Here is a 15,396-nt window from a genome sequence, read left to right as displayed (position 1 = left end):
ACATAAAAGGATGTGTGTAATTTTAATAGATTTAAAATTATTATGTGCAATATTATTTGTAAAAAATATCTGTATGAATATAAGAGGATTAACTAAAATATATAAAAAATAAATAGGAGGATAGCCTATGTCAGTAGAAGTCATAATGCCAAAAGCTGGAGTAGCTATGGAAGAAGGTACTATAGTATCTTGGCTAAAACAAGAAGGCGAAGAAGTAAAAATTGGAGAACCTATATTAGAGATAACAACAGATAAAGTCAACATGGAAATAGAATCAGAAGGAGAAGGTATACTTGCTGCAATTATACACAAAGAAGAAGGAGAAGTATTACCAGTATTTACAGTAATAGGTGTAATAGCAGAAAAGGGAGAAAAGCAAGAAGAAATAAAGGCTAAATATTTATCTGGAAATATATCAAAAGAGGATTTAATTGTTGAAACAGAAAAAATAGAAATAGAAGAAGAAAAGACAATCAAAAAAGAGGGTAATCATGATTATGATGTGGTAGTAGTAGGTGGAGGTCCTGGAGGGTATTTATCAGCACTAAAAGCAGCTATATTAGGAGGAAAAGTTGCATTAGTAGAAGAGGACACATTAGGAGGAACTTGCCTAAATAGAGGTTGTATTCCTACAAAAACTTATGTAAAAACAGTAGAAATATTAGAAGAAATTGAACAATTATCAAAGAGAGGTGTGAAAGTATCTGTTGATAAGGAACAAGATATAAAAAAGGCTATAAAATATAAAAATAGAGTGGTTAAAAAGCTTACAGCTGGTGTTGGTGGATTGTTAAAAAGCAGAGGAGTAGATGTTTTTAATCTTAAAGCTACTGTCAAAGAAGCACATAAAGTAATATTATCAGATGGAAAAGTTTTAGATACAGAAAATACAATAATTGCCACTGGTTCTAAGGTGAGAATCTTACCAATAAAAGGGATAGAATCAAAATTAATAATAACTAGTACGGAAGCTTTAGATTTAGACATAGTACCAGAAGAGTTAGTAATAATTGGTGGTGGAGTAATAGGTTGTGAATTTGCAGAGATATTCAACTCAAGAGGCTCTAAAGTAACTATAATAGAAATGGAAGACAGAATAATTCCAAGAATGGACAAAGAATTGAGTCAGTCTTTAAGAGATTCACTTAAGAAAAAGGGAATAACTATATTAACTGAAAAGAAAGTTTCTGAATTTAAGGAAGAAGGAAATAAAATAGTAGTATGTATTGAAGGAGAAGAACCAATAAAGGCAGATTTAGGTCTATATGCTATAGGAAGACAAGCTAATCTATCTGGTATAGAAGACTTAGATGTTAAAATAGATAGAGGTTCAATAGCTGTAAATAGCAAAATGGAAACAAGTATACCAAGTATATATGCAGTAGGTGATGTTACTGGAGGTATAATGCTAGCTCATGCAGCTTTTAAAATGGGAGAGGTAGCAGCTTCAAATGCTTTAGGTATGGATGAAGCAGTAGATTTAAGTGCATTACCTAGTTGTGTTTATACAGTTCCAGAGGTTGCATCAGTTGGACTTACAGAAGAAGATGCTAAACAAAAATATAATATAAAAATCGGTAAATTTAACTTTGCTGGAAATGGAAGAGCTTTAGCTTCTGGGCAAGAGCAAGGATATGTAAAAGTAATATCAGATGCTAAATATGGAGAAATTTTAGGTGTGCATATGTTTGGATGTGGTGTAGCAGAACTTATAAATCATGCAGCATCATTTAAGGCATTAGAAATACCTGCCGATGAAGCTAGTGATTTGATTTTTGGTCATCCATGCACTTCAGAAGCTCTAATGGAAGCTTTAGCAGATGTAAATGGTGAGTGTTTACATTTACCAAAAAAATAAGCTATTAACCTAAGTTTATATAATATATAAAATCTTGAAACACTCAATTAGCCATACCCTTTTTGTATAAATGTATGTATTTATACAAAAAGGGGTATTTTTTTTGGAAAAATATAACATAGAGTTATTTGTAGTTTTTGTTGTACAAAAAAGATAGTAATATAGAATAATAGTGTCATTTTATATTTATTACAGAAAGATTTAGGAGAAAAGACTTTTTTGTTTTTTAAGATAGTATTATTTGTAAAAAATAAAAAAAATTTTCTTAATATTTAAATAAAAGAATAGCTTGATTTAAACGTTATAAGTTTATGAAGTAAAAAATGGCACAAAAAAAACACTATGTGGCATGTAAGTTGCTTATATAAATAGTAAGGAGGGACAATTACAAATGAGGCAAAGAATAAAAAACTTAATTGAAAATGAAGATAAAAAAAATCCTTTAACAGATGAAGCAATTTCAAGTATGTTAAATATTCGAAGAGAAGATGTTACCTTTTTAAGAAATGAATTAAAAATAGAAGATTCTAGACAAAGAAGAAAAGTTGTTTTGATTAAAGCTATAAAAGATATTGTAAAAGAAGAAAAAAATATAAATAAAAATGATATAACAAGAAGATTAAATAGTATTGGATTTACTGTATCGAGATTTACAGTTATACAGTATTTAAAAGAAATCCAAGATTCTGGTGATTTAAAACATGATAAAGAGCATGATGATAAAAAAGAGGAACTAAATGATAAAGAAGAAAAAATAGATGTAGCCTTTGATAAATTAATAGGAAGTAGTGGAAGTTTAAGTACAATCATCAAATTAGCTAAGGCAGCTATACTTTATCCACCTCATGGATTGCATACTATTATTATGGGTCCAACTGGTGTTGGAAAAAGTGAGTTAGCAGAGTGCATGTATAACTTTGCAGTAGAATCATCTAGATTTCCTAAAAATGCACCATTTATAGTCTTTAATGCAGCTGACTACTCAGAAAATCCACAACTTTTGTTATCTCAATTATTTGGTCATGTTAAGGGTGCTTTTACAGGAGCTGATGAAACTAAAGAAGGTCTGGTAACAAAAGCAGATGGGGGAATCTTGTTTATAGATGAAATACATAGATTGCCGTATGAGGGTCAAGAAATACTCTTTCAATTGATTGATAAGGGAATGGTTAGAAAATTAGGAGAAACAAAGCTTACAAATAAAATAAATGTAATGATTATTTCTGCAACTTCTGAACCAATAGATTCTCATTTACTTAATACCTTTAAAAGACGTATACCTGTGACAATTGAAATACCAGAATTAGTTGCAAGACCATTAAACGAAAGATTTGACATTATAAACAATTTTTTCTTGATAGAAGCCCAAAGAATGGGAGCAAACATACACATAAAATCAGATGTCTTAAAAGCCCTTATGCTTTATGATTGTATAGGAAATGTAGGTCAGCTTAGAAGTGATATTCAGGTAGCTTGTGCTAGAGGACTATTAAATCAACTTACAAATAAACAAAAAGAAGTAACTATAAATATATCAGATGTACCTGGGTATGTGAAACAAGGTCTTATAAGGATAAGAAATTGTAGAGGAAAGATAGAAAATTATGTAGATGGAGATTTAATTATAGATTCAGACTTTCAAATTGAGATAGAAAAGAAAAATGAAGATATATATACTTTCCCAGATGAAATCTACAAACTTACTGAAAGAAGACACATTGATTTATTAGAACAAGGTTTAGACTTTGATGTTATCAATAGGATTGTCGGAGGAGAATTAGAAAGCTGTATTCAGAAGTACATAAAACAAGTTAAAAAAGTTTCTATCACTGAGAATTTACCTGATATAAGTCCAATTGTTGGAAAATACATTGTAGAGTTAACTTATGAAGTAATCAAAATAGCATCACAGTATCTTAATTCATTAGAACCAAATCTACATTTATGTTTAGCTGTTCATTTAAAAGCAGCTTTTGAAAGATTAAAAGAAGGAAAGGTAATATCAAATGCTCATTTGAAAGAGATAATAGGAAATTATCCATTAGAGTATTCTGTAGCAGAAAAGGTAGCACAACATTTAAAGGAAAGATACAATATAAATTTGCCAAAAGAAGAAATAGGTATAATAGCAATATATTTTAAAATGAGTAGTAGAGGAGAAATTTCTGAACAAAAAAAGATAGGTGTACTTCTCATGGCTCATGGAAGAGTTGCATCATCTGTGTGTGAGGTTACCAATAAGTTATTAGGTATTAATCACGCAAGGTATTTGGATATGCCCTTTGAGAAAAAGCCGGAAGAAATGATTGAAGAAGCTACTACTGTAATAAAAGATATTGATGAAGGAAGAGGAGTAATTATATTAGTTGATATGGGTTCACTTTCATACTTTGGAGATATTATCTCTGGAAAAACAGGGATTGATATAAGAACAATATCTAGATTTGATACATTACTCTGTATAGAAGTCATACGAAGAGCAGTTCTACCAGATTTAACAATAGATGAGATAGTTGATGAAGTTAAAAATATAGAGCCATTAGTAAAAGATAAAGTTAGTAAAGAGAACAATTCAAAAGTAGACAATAGAAAGCCTATAATTGTAACATTATGTATTACTGGATTGGGAGGAGCTTGTAAGATAAAGCAAAGTTTAGAGGAAAGTATTAAAGGGATAAATGAAAAGGTTGATATAGAGACTATTGGTATGATTGAATATCCAAGTCTTGATTTAGAGATAAAACAAATAAGTAATGAGAAAAATGTAATCGCAATAGTTGGAACAATTGACCCTCAGATACCAAACATCCCATTTTTTAGCCTAGTAGACATTAATGATAAAACAAAATTAAATCAAATAAATAACTTAATTGATACAAATCAAATTGCCAAAATAAATAAAAAATATGAATTATCTGATTTAATTCAAAAAGAAGATATATTTGTAGATTTAGAAATAAAATCAAAAGAAGAAGTTCTCAAATATATGAGCAAAAAACTTAGAGAAAAAGGCTATGTAACAAAAAATTTCTATAAAAAAGTAGTGGAAAGAGATAACTTATTTCCAACTGAGTTGTCAGATGGAATAGCAATACCTCATACAGATGGAATTGATGTAATCAGACCAGCAATAAGCATAGCAATCTTAAAAAATCCTATTGTATGGAGTAAAAACAAAGTAAAAATAATACTTTTACTAGCTGTAGACCAGAAATGTTTTAATCCATTGAATACTCTACTTACATTTATAGAAACAGATGAATTTAAAAAAATAAAAAACATTAAAGATAGAGATTTTATTAGGGAGATGATATTAGATGGAGTCAATGCAAATAATCAGTAGCAATTTAATTTTTAAAGATATTGAAGTATCAAGTAATGAAGATGCTTTGAAGTTTTTGGGACAACGTTTATTTGAGGAACAATATGTAAAAAAAAGTTATATAGAAGCAGTCATAGCAAGAGAGAAAAAATATGCAACAGGACTGCCAACAGGAATTTATGGAGTAGCAATACCACATACAGATATAGTCCATGTAAATGAACCAGGGATAGCTATTGGTATATTAAATGAACCTGTAAAATTCATAATGATGGGTACAGATGATACTGAAATTGATGTAAAGGTTATATTTATGTTGGCAGTTAAAGAGCCACAAGAGCAATTACAACTATTAGAAAGACTTATGACAATATTTCAAGATGAAAATATTTTAAATAATATTATTGATTTAAGTGAAGAAAGTGTAAGTGATTTATTAAATTCTAAACTGAATAATTAAACATACACAAATAGTATTAAAAATATAAAAAGTTATCAAAGATTTCTAATTACAGATATCTTTAAAAATAAAATAATTTTAATGGGGGTGAATAATGTGGCTAAAAAAATATTAGTTGCATGTGGAACAGGAGTATGTACTTCAACAATTGCTATAAACAAATTAAAGAAGGCATTAGAAGAAGCTGGTAAATTAGATAGGGTTAGTATTACGCAATGTAAAGTAGTAGAAGTGGCTTCAAAAGCACCAGATTATGATTTAATAATCTGTACTACACAAATATCTAGTAGTATAAAAACACCTGTAATAAATGGGCTACCTTTTTTAACTGGAGTAGGAATGGATAAATTAATCAAAGAAGTGCTTGAAAAATTAGAGTTATAATTTGAATTTTTAAATGAAATAGTCTCTAAAATTTTTCGGTTTTAGAGACTGAAAATTAAATAGAGGAGGAAATTTAGATGGCGATATTAAATTTCATTGTTGGTTTGGGTGCACAAGTAATGATGCCAATAATAATATGTATTTTTGGCTTGATATTAGGTACAAAGCTTGGGAAATCTTTAAGAGCTGGTTTAACAGTAGGGGTTGGATTTATAGGTCTTAATACTATTATAGCTTTGTTAACAGATAACTTAGGTCCAGCTACACAACAAATGGTCAAAAATTTAGGGCTAAGCTTATCAATAATAGATGTTGGATGGCCAGCAGCATCAGCTATAGCTTTTGCATCAACAGTGGGTGCTTTAATTATTCCAATAGGTCTTGTAGTAAATATAGTTATGTTAATTACTAATACAACTCAAACTGTTGATGTAGATATATGGGATTACTGGCATTTTGCATTTACAGGAGCTTTGGTGGCAGGGGCTACACAAAGTGTTATGTGGGGTGTATTTGCAGCAGTAGCCAATATGGTAATTGTTTTAGTAATGGCAGATTTAACAGCTCCAGGTATAGAAGAATACTTAGGAATGCCAGGTATATCTCTTCCTCATGGATTTACACAAGCATTTGTTCCAATTGCTATAGTTGTAAATAAAGTACTAGATTTGATTCCAGGGATAAATAAAATTGAAATAAATGCTGACACATTACAGAAAAAATTTGGTCTATTTGGAGAACCTTTAATAATGGGGTCTTTAATAGGGATAATAATTGGTATTGCAGCGAAGTATGACATAAAAGGTATATTGCAGTTAGGAATAACTATGGGAGCTGTTTTAATACTAATTCCAAAGATGGCAGCTTTGTTAATGGAAGGTTTGTTGCCAGTTTCAGAGGCAGCACAAGAATTTATTGAAAAGAGATTTAAAAATAGAGGTAAAATATACATCGGTTTAGATTCAGCAGTAGGAATAGGACATCCTGTTACATTATCAGTTGCATTAGTACTAGTACCTCTAACTATAGTTATAGCAGCTATCTTACCAGGTAATAAAGTTTTACCTTTTGCAGATTTAGCTGTAATACCATTTGCACTTGTTTTAATCGTCCCAATTACAAAAGGGAATGTATTTAGAACTCTAATAATAGGAATAGTTATTATTACTTCTGGACTACTAATTGCAACTAATTTAGCACCTCTATTTACCCAAATGGCTTTAAATGCAAGCTTTAAAATGCCTGAAGGAGCAACTATGATTTCAAGTATTTGTGATGGTGCAAATCCATTAAGCTGGGTATTTGTAAAAATTATGAATTACAAAGTAATTGGAGGAATAATTTTGGCAGTTATAGCTTTAGGGATGGCTATCTATAATAGAAGTAGAATAATAAAGGAAAATAAAGCATTGTCTACACAAGATGAAGCTTAAATGCAATTTTATTAAGGAGTGTGTAAATTATGAAAAAATATATATATGATTCTAAAAGATATATAGTTAGTGTAACAATACCAGGAATTTTTATGATTTTAATATTGATTTATGCACTATTTAATAATTATATAAATCCTAGTATTAATATATATAGCCTGATGATAGTTATTTGTACTTATGGAGTATTTAATACGTTTGTATCTTCAAGTAATCCTAAAATGATTACTATGGACAATAAATACATATGTTTTAGTTCATTTAATATTACACATAAGTATGAAATTAAAGATATAAAAAAAATAAGAATAAGAGAATTTCATGACAAAAAAATGTATCTAAAAATTAATGATGGTAGTTTTCTTAAGGGGAGATATTGGATAAAAACAAACATGTTTAATGGCAATATAGAATTATATAATTATTTTATTGAATTAGAAGAATGTTTGCACCCAGAATCATTAAAATTTAGAAATAAAAGCTTAAAGAGTAATGAACTATAAAAAATGAAAATTTCAAATTAAAATCGACTTGTGTTTAGTATAAGTATATAAGTTTAAATTTTATAAAGAGTTTTTAGAATTTTCAATTAAAATGTCAAGAGTAATATCTTATTGTGTAAGATATATAACAGGAACATATAAAACTATGTTTCTAATAAATGGGAGGATTTAGCTAATGTTATTAGAAAATTTGAGAAAAGAGGTATTACAAGCGTCTTTAGACCTTCTAAACTATAATTTAGTTACATTGACAGGAGGAAATGTCAGTGGAAGAGATGAAGAAACTGGATATATAGCAATCACACCAAGTGGAATGGATTATAGAAATCTTACACCAAGTGATATTGTTGTAATAGATATAGATGGAAATACTGTAGATGGTAAATGGAAAGCATCAGTGGATTCACCAGACCACTTATATATATATAAACATAGAAATGATATAAATAGTATAATACATACACACTCTACATATTCAAGTTGCTTTGCAATTTTAAATGAGTCTATAGAGTGTTCAAGTACAACTCTTGCAAATGAAGTAGGAGGTTCAGTTCCAGTTGCAAAATTTTCACCACCAACATCTAATCAGATGGGAAAATCTGTTATTGATGCAATAGGTGATAAGAGAGCTTGTCTTTTAGCAAATCATGGAGTAATTGCAGTTGGACCATCTGTAAACCATGCATTTACAGCAGCAGTAATGTTAGAAGACGCAGCAAAAGTATATTATTTGGCAAAGTCAATTGGTACACCAGTATTATTGCCAGATGAAGAAATTCAAAGAGCTAGAAATGTATTTCTTAATGTGTATGGTCAGGACAAGTAAACCTAATAAAACTCTCAGAGTAATATAAAAACACAGATGTTCAGTAATAGTAAGGTGTTGTATTATGTTATAATAAGTTTAATGATTTAGAAAGAATAATTTAAAGTTAAATACTATGTAAACTTATTTAAATTTAAAATAAATAGGAAGATAAAATATAAAAGGAGTCTATATTTTTATGTATTACTTATTAAACAAAAACACCAATCCTTACTTTAATTTAGCTCTAGAAGAGTATCTATTTTTAAATGAGAAATATAATGATGATATCATAATCATATGGAGAAATGAAGAATCTATTTTTATAGGAAAAAATCAAAATCCATATCAGGAGATACATCATGATGTTATTGAAAATGGCGAAATTCCCATTTTAAGAAGAATATCTGGTGGAGGTACTGTGTATCATGACTTAGGAAACATCAATATATCATTTATACAAAAAAATAGGAATCTTCATGAAATAGATTTTTTAGAACATACTAAATTTATGCAAAGTATGCTTTTATCATTTGGATTAGATGTATCTATAACAGAAAGAAAAGATTTATTCTTGAATGGTAAAAAAATTTCTGGTTCTGCACAATCTATAAAAAGGCAAAATTCTCTTTATCATGGAACTCTTCTTTATGATTCAGATTTAAATAAATTAACTAAGTATTTAAATTCAGATAAATCAACAGAATCAAAGGCAACTAAGTCTGTTTCAAGCAAAGTTACAAATATTAATTTTCTACTTAAAAAAGATATAAATTATTTTTTAGATTATTGTGTTAATTATATGAAAAATAATATAAAAAATATAAAAGAAATTGAATTAGACGATGATGATATCAAAAGTGTATACAATCTGGTAGAAGATAAATATAAAAAAACAGAATGGATATATAATAAAACGCCTAAGTTTCAAATAGTTTTACCAATTGATAATAAAAGGAAAATCAATGTACATGTTAATAAATGGAAAATATCAAAATGTTTTATTTCTTGTAAAGATGGTATAGTCAATATGGATAAATTGATAGAAGTAGGTTTTAACAAACAAGAAATAAAAAACAATATTTTAGAAAATTATCCAGATTACATGGATTTAATTGATTTAATATTTTAATACAAAACCTCTAGATTGATAAACTTGTTTTATATCAATCTAGAGGTTTAAATATTTTTTATAGATATACAAACTGTTACAAAGTTGTAAAATAAAAAGATGAAGCTATTGAAAAATCAATATAATTTGCAACAGACACACATATTTTAGGCTAGAAAATGGATATTACCTATTTATACAACTGAAAATTTAATATATAATTAATCAGATGGTTAAAATATAAAAACATTAAAAGTTTTAATAAATGATAGGTAAAAATAAAATACGAGGTGATACCATGTATAGTGTTATAATTGTTGCGGCAGGAAGCGGAAGGAGAATGAACTTAGACGTAAATAAGCAGTTCATAAAATTAAGAGAAAAAGAAATCATAGCGCATACAATTCAAGTTTTTTACGAAAATATAAATATAGATGAAATTGTGGTATGTATAAAAAAAGAAGAGGAAGATTTTTTTAAGGAAAATATAATAAATAAATATAACTTTAAAAATATAAAAATAGCATATGGTGGAAAAGAAAGACAAGACTCAATATATAATGGATTAAAAAAATTAGATAAAAATTGTGATATAGTACTTATTCATGATGGAGCGAGACCTTTTGTAGACCATAGAATAATAAATGAATCTATAAAAATGGCTAAAGAAAAAAAGGCCGTGGTTGTAGGTGTACCAGTAAGTGATACTATAAAAATAGTATCTGATGGTACAGTACAAGAAACTCCAGAAAGAAGTCTATTGTGGGCAGCACAGACCCCTCAAACTTTTGAATATAATCTTATAATAAATGCTTATGAACAAGCGTATAAAACTAACTATTATGGAACAGATGACTCAATGTTAGTAGAAAATATAGGGCAAAGTGTTACGATGGTAATGGGTTCTTATGAAAATATAAAAATAACTAGTCCAGAAGATTTAAATATAGCAGAACAAATATTAAATATGGAAAAAAGAGATGAAGTGAATAGTAGAAGGAGAATTGTATGAGAATAGGATTGGGATATGATGTACACAAATTGACAGAAGAAAGAAAACTTATAATTGGTGGAGTAGAGATACCACATGATAAAGGTTTACTAGGTCATTCTGATGCTGATGTATTGATACATGCAATAATGGATTCTATTTTAGGGGCATTAGCTTTAGGCGATATAGGGAAGCATTTCCCAGATACAGATGAAAAATATAAGGGAATAGATAGTATGAAATTATTAGAACATGTATATAATCTAATAACAAGTAAAGGATATAAAATTGGTAATATAGATAGTACTATAATTGCTCAAAGTCCTAAAATGGCTCCTCACATTGAGAGTATGAGAAAAAACATAGCAAAAGCTTTAAGTACAGATATTGAAAACATAAATATAAAAGCAACTACAGAAGAAGGTCTTGGTTTTACAGGAGCAAAACAAGGAATAGCTTCACAAAGTATTTGTTTATTATTATTGACAAGTCAGAATAATTAATATATTATTAGTAATAAGTTTAATGGATATCAAATAATAGGCCTATATAGAATATCTATAATATGTGAATTTAAGTAAAATTAATATAAATATAAAATTAGCTATGATAAAGAAATAGTAAAATGATGAAATCTTCACAGAGAGAAAACAGAGGTGAGAGTTTTCAAGAGGAAGTCTTTGAACCTGTCTTTTAGCTTAAAGGTATAAAAATCTTTACGGTAGGAACCGTTACATTCCCTAAAGAGAGCTATTTATATAGCTAACTAGAGTGGTACCGCGGAAATCAAACCTTTCGTCTCTATACTTGTATAGAGACGAGGGGTTTTTTATATTTTCAGGAAAACAATATTCAGGAGGAATTTATTAATGAAAATGTCTAAAATGTTTATGCCAACATTGAAGGAGATTCCAGCAGATGCTGAAATCACAAGCCATCAATTAATGGTGAGGTCAGGAATGATAAAAAAAATGACTTCAGGAGTTTATAATCAATTGCCAATGGGGTTAAGGGTATTCAAAAAAATTGAGCAAATAATTAGAGAAGAATTAAATAAAAAAGATTGTCAAGAAATATTATGTGCGGCTTTACTTCCATCAGAATTGTGGAAAGAATCTGGAAGATGGACTGCTATGGGTGCAGAAATGTTTAGGTTAAAAGATAGAACAGAAAGAGAGTACTGCCTTGGGCCAACGCATGAAGAAGCTTTTACTGACATAATAAGACAGGAGATTACTTCATATAAACAATTACCACTGAACTTGTATCAAATACAAGTAAAGTATAGAGATGAGAGAAGACCAAGATTTGGTGTTATGAGAACTAAGACTTTTACAATGAAGGATGCATACAGTTTTGATGTAGATGAAGCAGGGTTAGATAAATCATATCAAGATATGTTTGATGCATATGTAAGTATATTTGATAGATGTGGATTAGACAATAGCCCAGTACAGGCAGACTCAGGAGCTATAGGAGGTTCTACATCAGCTGAGTTTATGGTTAAATCAGAAGTTGGAGAAGATGAAGTTGTATTCTGTAGTGGATGTGACTATGCAGCCAATGTAGAAAGAGCAGAGTCTTGTAATGCAGTATCAGAAAAAGAAGAAATGAAGGAATTAGAAGAAGTTCATACACCAGGAGCATCTACAATAAAAGAATTAGAAGAGTTTTTAAATGCTTCTCCAGATAAATTTGCTAAGACTTTAGTATATGAAGCAGATGGGAAAACAGTTGTAGTTGTTGTAAGAGGAGATAGAGAAGTTAATGAAGTCAAAGTATCTAATGCAATAGGTTCTGTTATAGAATTTGCACTTGCTACAGACGATGTTGTAAGAAAAGTAACTAATGCAGAGGTTGGATTTGCTGGACCAATAGGAGTAAATGCTGATTATGTCTTTATAGATAAAGAAATTGTTGAGCAAAGAAATATAGTTGTTGGAGCTAATAAAACTGAGTATCACATAAGAAATGCTAACTATGGAAGAGATTTTAAAGGTATAGTTGGAGACTTTAGAAATGTTCAAGAAGGTGACAAGTGTATAGTATGTGGCAAACCTCTTGAAATAGCTAGAGGTGTTGAAGTAGGACACATATTTAAGTTAGGAACTAAATACTCAGAATCTATGAATGCAAACTTTATTGATAGAGATGGTAAATCAAAACCTATAATAATGGGATGCTATGGTATAGGTGTAGAAAGAACAGCAGCAGCTATAATTGAGCAACATAATGATGAAAAAGGTATAATTTGGCCTTTATCAGTAGCTCCATATCATGTTGTGATAGTTCCAGCAAATATGAAAAATGAGGAACAAATGTCATTAGCTGAAAAGATATATAATGATTTACAAGATATGGGTGTTGAAGTCTTATTAGACGATAGAGATGAAAGAATTGGTGTTAAATTCAACGATTCAGAATTAATAGGAATACCTATGAGAATTACAGTAGGTAAAAATATTGATGAAGGTAAAGTAGAATTTAAACTTAGATACGAAGAAGATAAAGAGTTAATTAAAATAGAAGAAATAAGTGAAAAAGTAAAAGCAGAATTTATCAAAAACAATGTTAAGTTAGGATAATAATTTAAAGAAAGCTACTGTATAGATAATCAGAGTTGTACTTTATAAATGCCCTTTTATCTATATAAAAAAGATAAAAGGGTGTTTTTGTATAAAAACATAATAAATGAGGAGGTAATTAAGATGGCAAAAAATGAAAAACAATTTGTTGAAGAAATAACAAAGATGGAAGATGATTTTCCACAGTGGTATACAGATGTTATAACTAAGACTGATTTAGTTGATTATGCACCAGTAAAAGGATTTATGGTCATAAAACCATACGGATATGCTTTATGGGAAAAAATGCAAGAATTTATGGATAAAAAATTCAAAGAAACTGGACATAAAAACTGTTATTTTCCATTATTGATACCAGAAAGTTTATTAAACAAAGAAGCAGAGCATGTTGAGGGGTTTGCTCCAGAAGTTGCATGGGTAACACATGGAGGAAATAAAAAACTAGAAGAAAGATTATGTGTAAGACCTACTTCAGAAACTATAATATGTACAATGTATGCTAAATGGCTAAAATCATATAGAGAGTTACCATATCTTTATAATCAATGGTGTTCAGTTGTTAGATGGGAAAAATCAACTAGACCTTTCTTAAGAACATCTGAATTCTTATGGCAAGAAGGTCATACATTACATGAAACAGCAGAAGAAGCACAACAAGAAACAATACAACAATTAGAAATATATAAAGCTTTATGTGAAGAATTGCTTGCAATGCCAGTTGTATCTGGTCAAAAAAGTGAAAGTGAAAAATTTGCAGGTGGTGAAAGAACATATACTATAGAAGCTATGATGCATGATGGGAAAGCATTACAATCAGGTACAAGTCACTTCTTAGGACAACACTTTACAAAAGCGTTTGATATTACTTTTGCAGATAGAGAAGGTAACTTAGCTAATCCATATCATACATCTTGGGGAGCATCTACAAGACTTATAGGTGGGCTTATAATGACTCATAGTGATAATAGAGGTTTAGTATTACCACCAAGAGTAGCCCCAATACAAGTTGTTATAGTTCCTATAGCTGCTAAAAAAGGCAATGTAATGGAAACTGTTGATAAAATATATGCAGATTTAAAAGCTAAAGGAGTAACTGTAGAAGTTGATGATAGAGATAACTATACAACTGGATGGAAATTTAATGAGTGGGAAATGAAAGGTGTACCAGTAAGAATTGAAATTGGACCAAAAGATATAGAAAATAATCAAGCTATGATATTTAGAAGAGATACTCTAGAAAAGAGTTCTATGCCTCTAGAAGGATTAGCTGATGCTGTATATGATTTATTTGATGTTATACACAATGATATGTTTGAAAAAGCAAGAAAACATAGAGAAGATAATACATCTGTAGTTGAAAATATGGATGAATTTAGAAAGGCCTTGGAAGAAAAACCAGGATTCATAAAAACTATGTGGTGTGGAGATGCTGAATGTGAGGCTAAGATTAAGGAAGAGACAGGGGCGACTATAAGATGCCTACCTTTTGAACAAGAAAACTTAGGTCACAAGTGTATATATTGTGGAAAAGAAGCAGACCATATGGTAGTAATGGCAAAAGCTTACTAGAATCAAATATTTAAATGTAAAAATAATTTAGCTGGGATGTAAAGTATTAAATACTTTATCCCAGTTTTTTATTGTTTAATATTCTACTAAGATTAATAATACTTTCAATGGGTGATAATAATATAACTGAGTAGATTAAAGATTTGAAAAAGTAAAATTTTAAATTTAAATAATGTTAAAGAAGATTCTAATAGCAAGGAACATGTAGAAGAAGGATTTAGAAATTACAATAAAATTGCCGAAAAGCCCCCTTCTTTAGATGTGGGGATGAAAGGCAAGGTCTTAATATAAATAAAAGTCAGAATAATACTTGCAACCTAACACTACGAATGATAGATTATGTGTAGGAGGTGTTAGTTTTTATGTATAAATCTA

12 protein-coding genes and 1 other annotated feature are annotated in these 15,396 nt (G+C 29.2%); all 12 genes read left to right on the top strand.

The features are described 5' to 3' along the window. Positions 1-127 precede the first annotated feature (127 nt). The 12 genes from lpdA to proS all read left to right on the top strand — a co-directional run bounded on the left by lpdA (position 128) and on the right by proS (position 15,021). On the top strand, positions 128-1,858 hold the full coding sequence (lpdA, locus tag KGF41_RS19065) for a dihydrolipoyl dehydrogenase (RefSeq protein WP_227857058.1): 1,731 nt from the start codon (positions 128-130) through the stop codon (positions 1,856-1,858). A 391-nt stretch (positions 1,859-2,249) separates the two neighbouring features. Beyond that, on the top strand, positions 2,250-5,201 hold the full coding sequence (locus KGF41_RS19060; protein ID WP_227857057.1) for a sigma 54-interacting transcriptional regulator: 2,952 nt from the start codon (positions 2,250-2,252) through the stop codon (positions 5,199-5,201). Next, complete coding sequence (locus tag KGF41_RS19055) at positions 5,176-5,640, top strand: PTS sugar transporter subunit IIA (RefSeq protein WP_227830179.1); 465 nt, start codon at positions 5,176-5,178, stop codon at positions 5,638-5,640. The genes KGF41_RS19060 and KGF41_RS19055 overlap by 26 nt, the downstream gene beginning before the upstream one ends. A gap of 81 nt (positions 5,641-5,721) precedes the next feature. Further along, entirely contained in the window at positions 5,722-6,024 is a 303-nt protein-coding gene (locus KGF41_RS19050; RefSeq protein ID WP_227437087.1) for a PTS sugar transporter subunit IIB, read from the top strand. Between the two features lie 77 nt (positions 6,025-6,101). Continuing rightward, on the top strand, positions 6,102-7,457 hold the full coding sequence (locus tag KGF41_RS19045; RefSeq protein ID WP_227839845.1) for a PTS galactitol transporter subunit IIC: 1,356 nt from the start codon (positions 6,102-6,104) through the stop codon (positions 7,455-7,457). A gap of 29 nt (positions 7,458-7,486) precedes the next feature. Beyond that, positions 7,487-7,960 carry a hypothetical protein gene (locus KGF41_RS19040; protein ID WP_227839846.1) on the top strand — a complete coding sequence of 158 codons (474 nt, stop codon included), beginning with the start codon at positions 7,487-7,489 and terminating at the stop codon, positions 7,958-7,960. 175 nt (positions 7,961-8,135) lie between these two features. Then, positions 8,136-8,786 (top strand): class II aldolase/adducin family protein, encoded by a 651-nt coding sequence (locus KGF41_RS19035; protein ID WP_227857056.1) that lies wholly within the window; start codon positions 8,136-8,138, stop codon positions 8,784-8,786. 178 nt (positions 8,787-8,964) lie between these two features. Continuing rightward, entirely contained in the window at positions 8,965-9,897 is a 933-nt protein-coding gene (locus tag KGF41_RS19030; protein ID WP_227830175.1) for a biotin/lipoate A/B protein ligase family protein, read from the top strand. Positions 9,898-10,174: 277 nt separating this feature from the next. After that, on the top strand, positions 10,175-10,888 hold the full coding sequence (gene ispD, locus KGF41_RS19025; RefSeq protein WP_227830174.1) for a 2-C-methyl-D-erythritol 4-phosphate cytidylyltransferase: 714 nt from the start codon (positions 10,175-10,177) through the stop codon (positions 10,886-10,888). Then, positions 10,885-11,370, top strand: coding sequence for a 2-C-methyl-D-erythritol 2,4-cyclodiphosphate synthase (ispF, locus tag KGF41_RS19020; protein WP_227830173.1), 486 nt, complete (start codon positions 10,885-10,887; stop codon positions 11,368-11,370). Before ispD ends, ispF begins: the two co-directional genes overlap by 4 nt. A 94-nt stretch (positions 11,371-11,464) precedes the next feature. Beyond that, positions 11,465-11,673 (top strand) — a binding site (T-box leader). 63 nt (positions 11,674-11,736) lie between these two features. Further along, positions 11,737-13,452, top strand: coding sequence for a proline--tRNA ligase (locus tag KGF41_RS19015; protein ID WP_227830172.1), 1,716 nt, complete (start codon positions 11,737-11,739; stop codon positions 13,450-13,452). Between the two features lie 123 nt (positions 13,453-13,575). Next, on the top strand, positions 13,576-15,021 hold the full coding sequence (gene proS / locus KGF41_RS19010; protein WP_227857055.1) for a proline--tRNA ligase: 1,446 nt from the start codon (positions 13,576-13,578) through the stop codon (positions 15,019-15,021). Positions 15,022-15,396: the final 375 nt, after the last annotated feature.

This window comes from Clostridioides sp. ZZV14-6150 (genome assembly GCF_020657875.1).
In the GTDB taxonomy this organism is placed as follows: Bacteria; Bacillota; Clostridia; order Peptostreptococcales; family Peptostreptococcaceae; genus Clostridioides.
This window is presented reverse-complemented; position numbering and strand designations above follow the sequence as displayed.

Bases quoted from the DNA above. Each gene is read 5' to 3' on its own strand.
- lpdA (WP_227857058.1), top strand. From the start codon at position 128: ATGTCAGTAGAAGTCATAATGCCAAAAGCTGGAGTAGCTATGGAAGAA.
- KGF41_RS19060 (WP_227857057.1), top strand. From the start codon at position 2,250: ATGAGGCAAAGAATAAAAAACTTAATTGAAAATGAAGATAAAAAAAAT.
- KGF41_RS19055 (WP_227830179.1), top strand. From the start codon at position 5,176: ATGGAGTCAATGCAAATAATCAGTAGCAATTTAATTTTTAAAGATATT.
- KGF41_RS19050 (WP_227437087.1), top strand. From the start codon at position 5,722: ATGGGGGTGAATAATGTGGCTAAAAAAATATTAGTTGCATGTGGAACA.
- KGF41_RS19045 (WP_227839845.1), top strand. From the start codon at position 6,102: ATGGCGATATTAAATTTCATTGTTGGTTTGGGTGCACAAGTAATGATG.
- KGF41_RS19040 (WP_227839846.1), top strand. From the start codon at position 7,487: ATGAAAAAATATATATATGATTCTAAAAGATATATAGTTAGTGTAACA.
- KGF41_RS19035 (WP_227857056.1), top strand. From the start codon at position 8,136: ATGTTATTAGAAAATTTGAGAAAAGAGGTATTACAAGCGTCTTTAGAC.
- KGF41_RS19030 (WP_227830175.1), top strand. From the start codon at position 8,965: ATGTATTACTTATTAAACAAAAACACCAATCCTTACTTTAATTTAGCT.
- ispD (WP_227830174.1), top strand. From the start codon at position 10,175: ATGTATAGTGTTATAATTGTTGCGGCAGGAAGCGGAAGGAGAATGAAC.
- ispF (WP_227830173.1), top strand. From the start codon at position 10,885: ATGAGAATAGGATTGGGATATGATGTACACAAATTGACAGAAGAAAGA.
- KGF41_RS19015 (WP_227830172.1), top strand. From the start codon at position 11,737: ATGAAAATGTCTAAAATGTTTATGCCAACATTGAAGGAGATTCCAGCA.
- proS (WP_227857055.1), top strand. From the start codon at position 13,576: ATGGCAAAAAATGAAAAACAATTTGTTGAAGAAATAACAAAGATGGAA.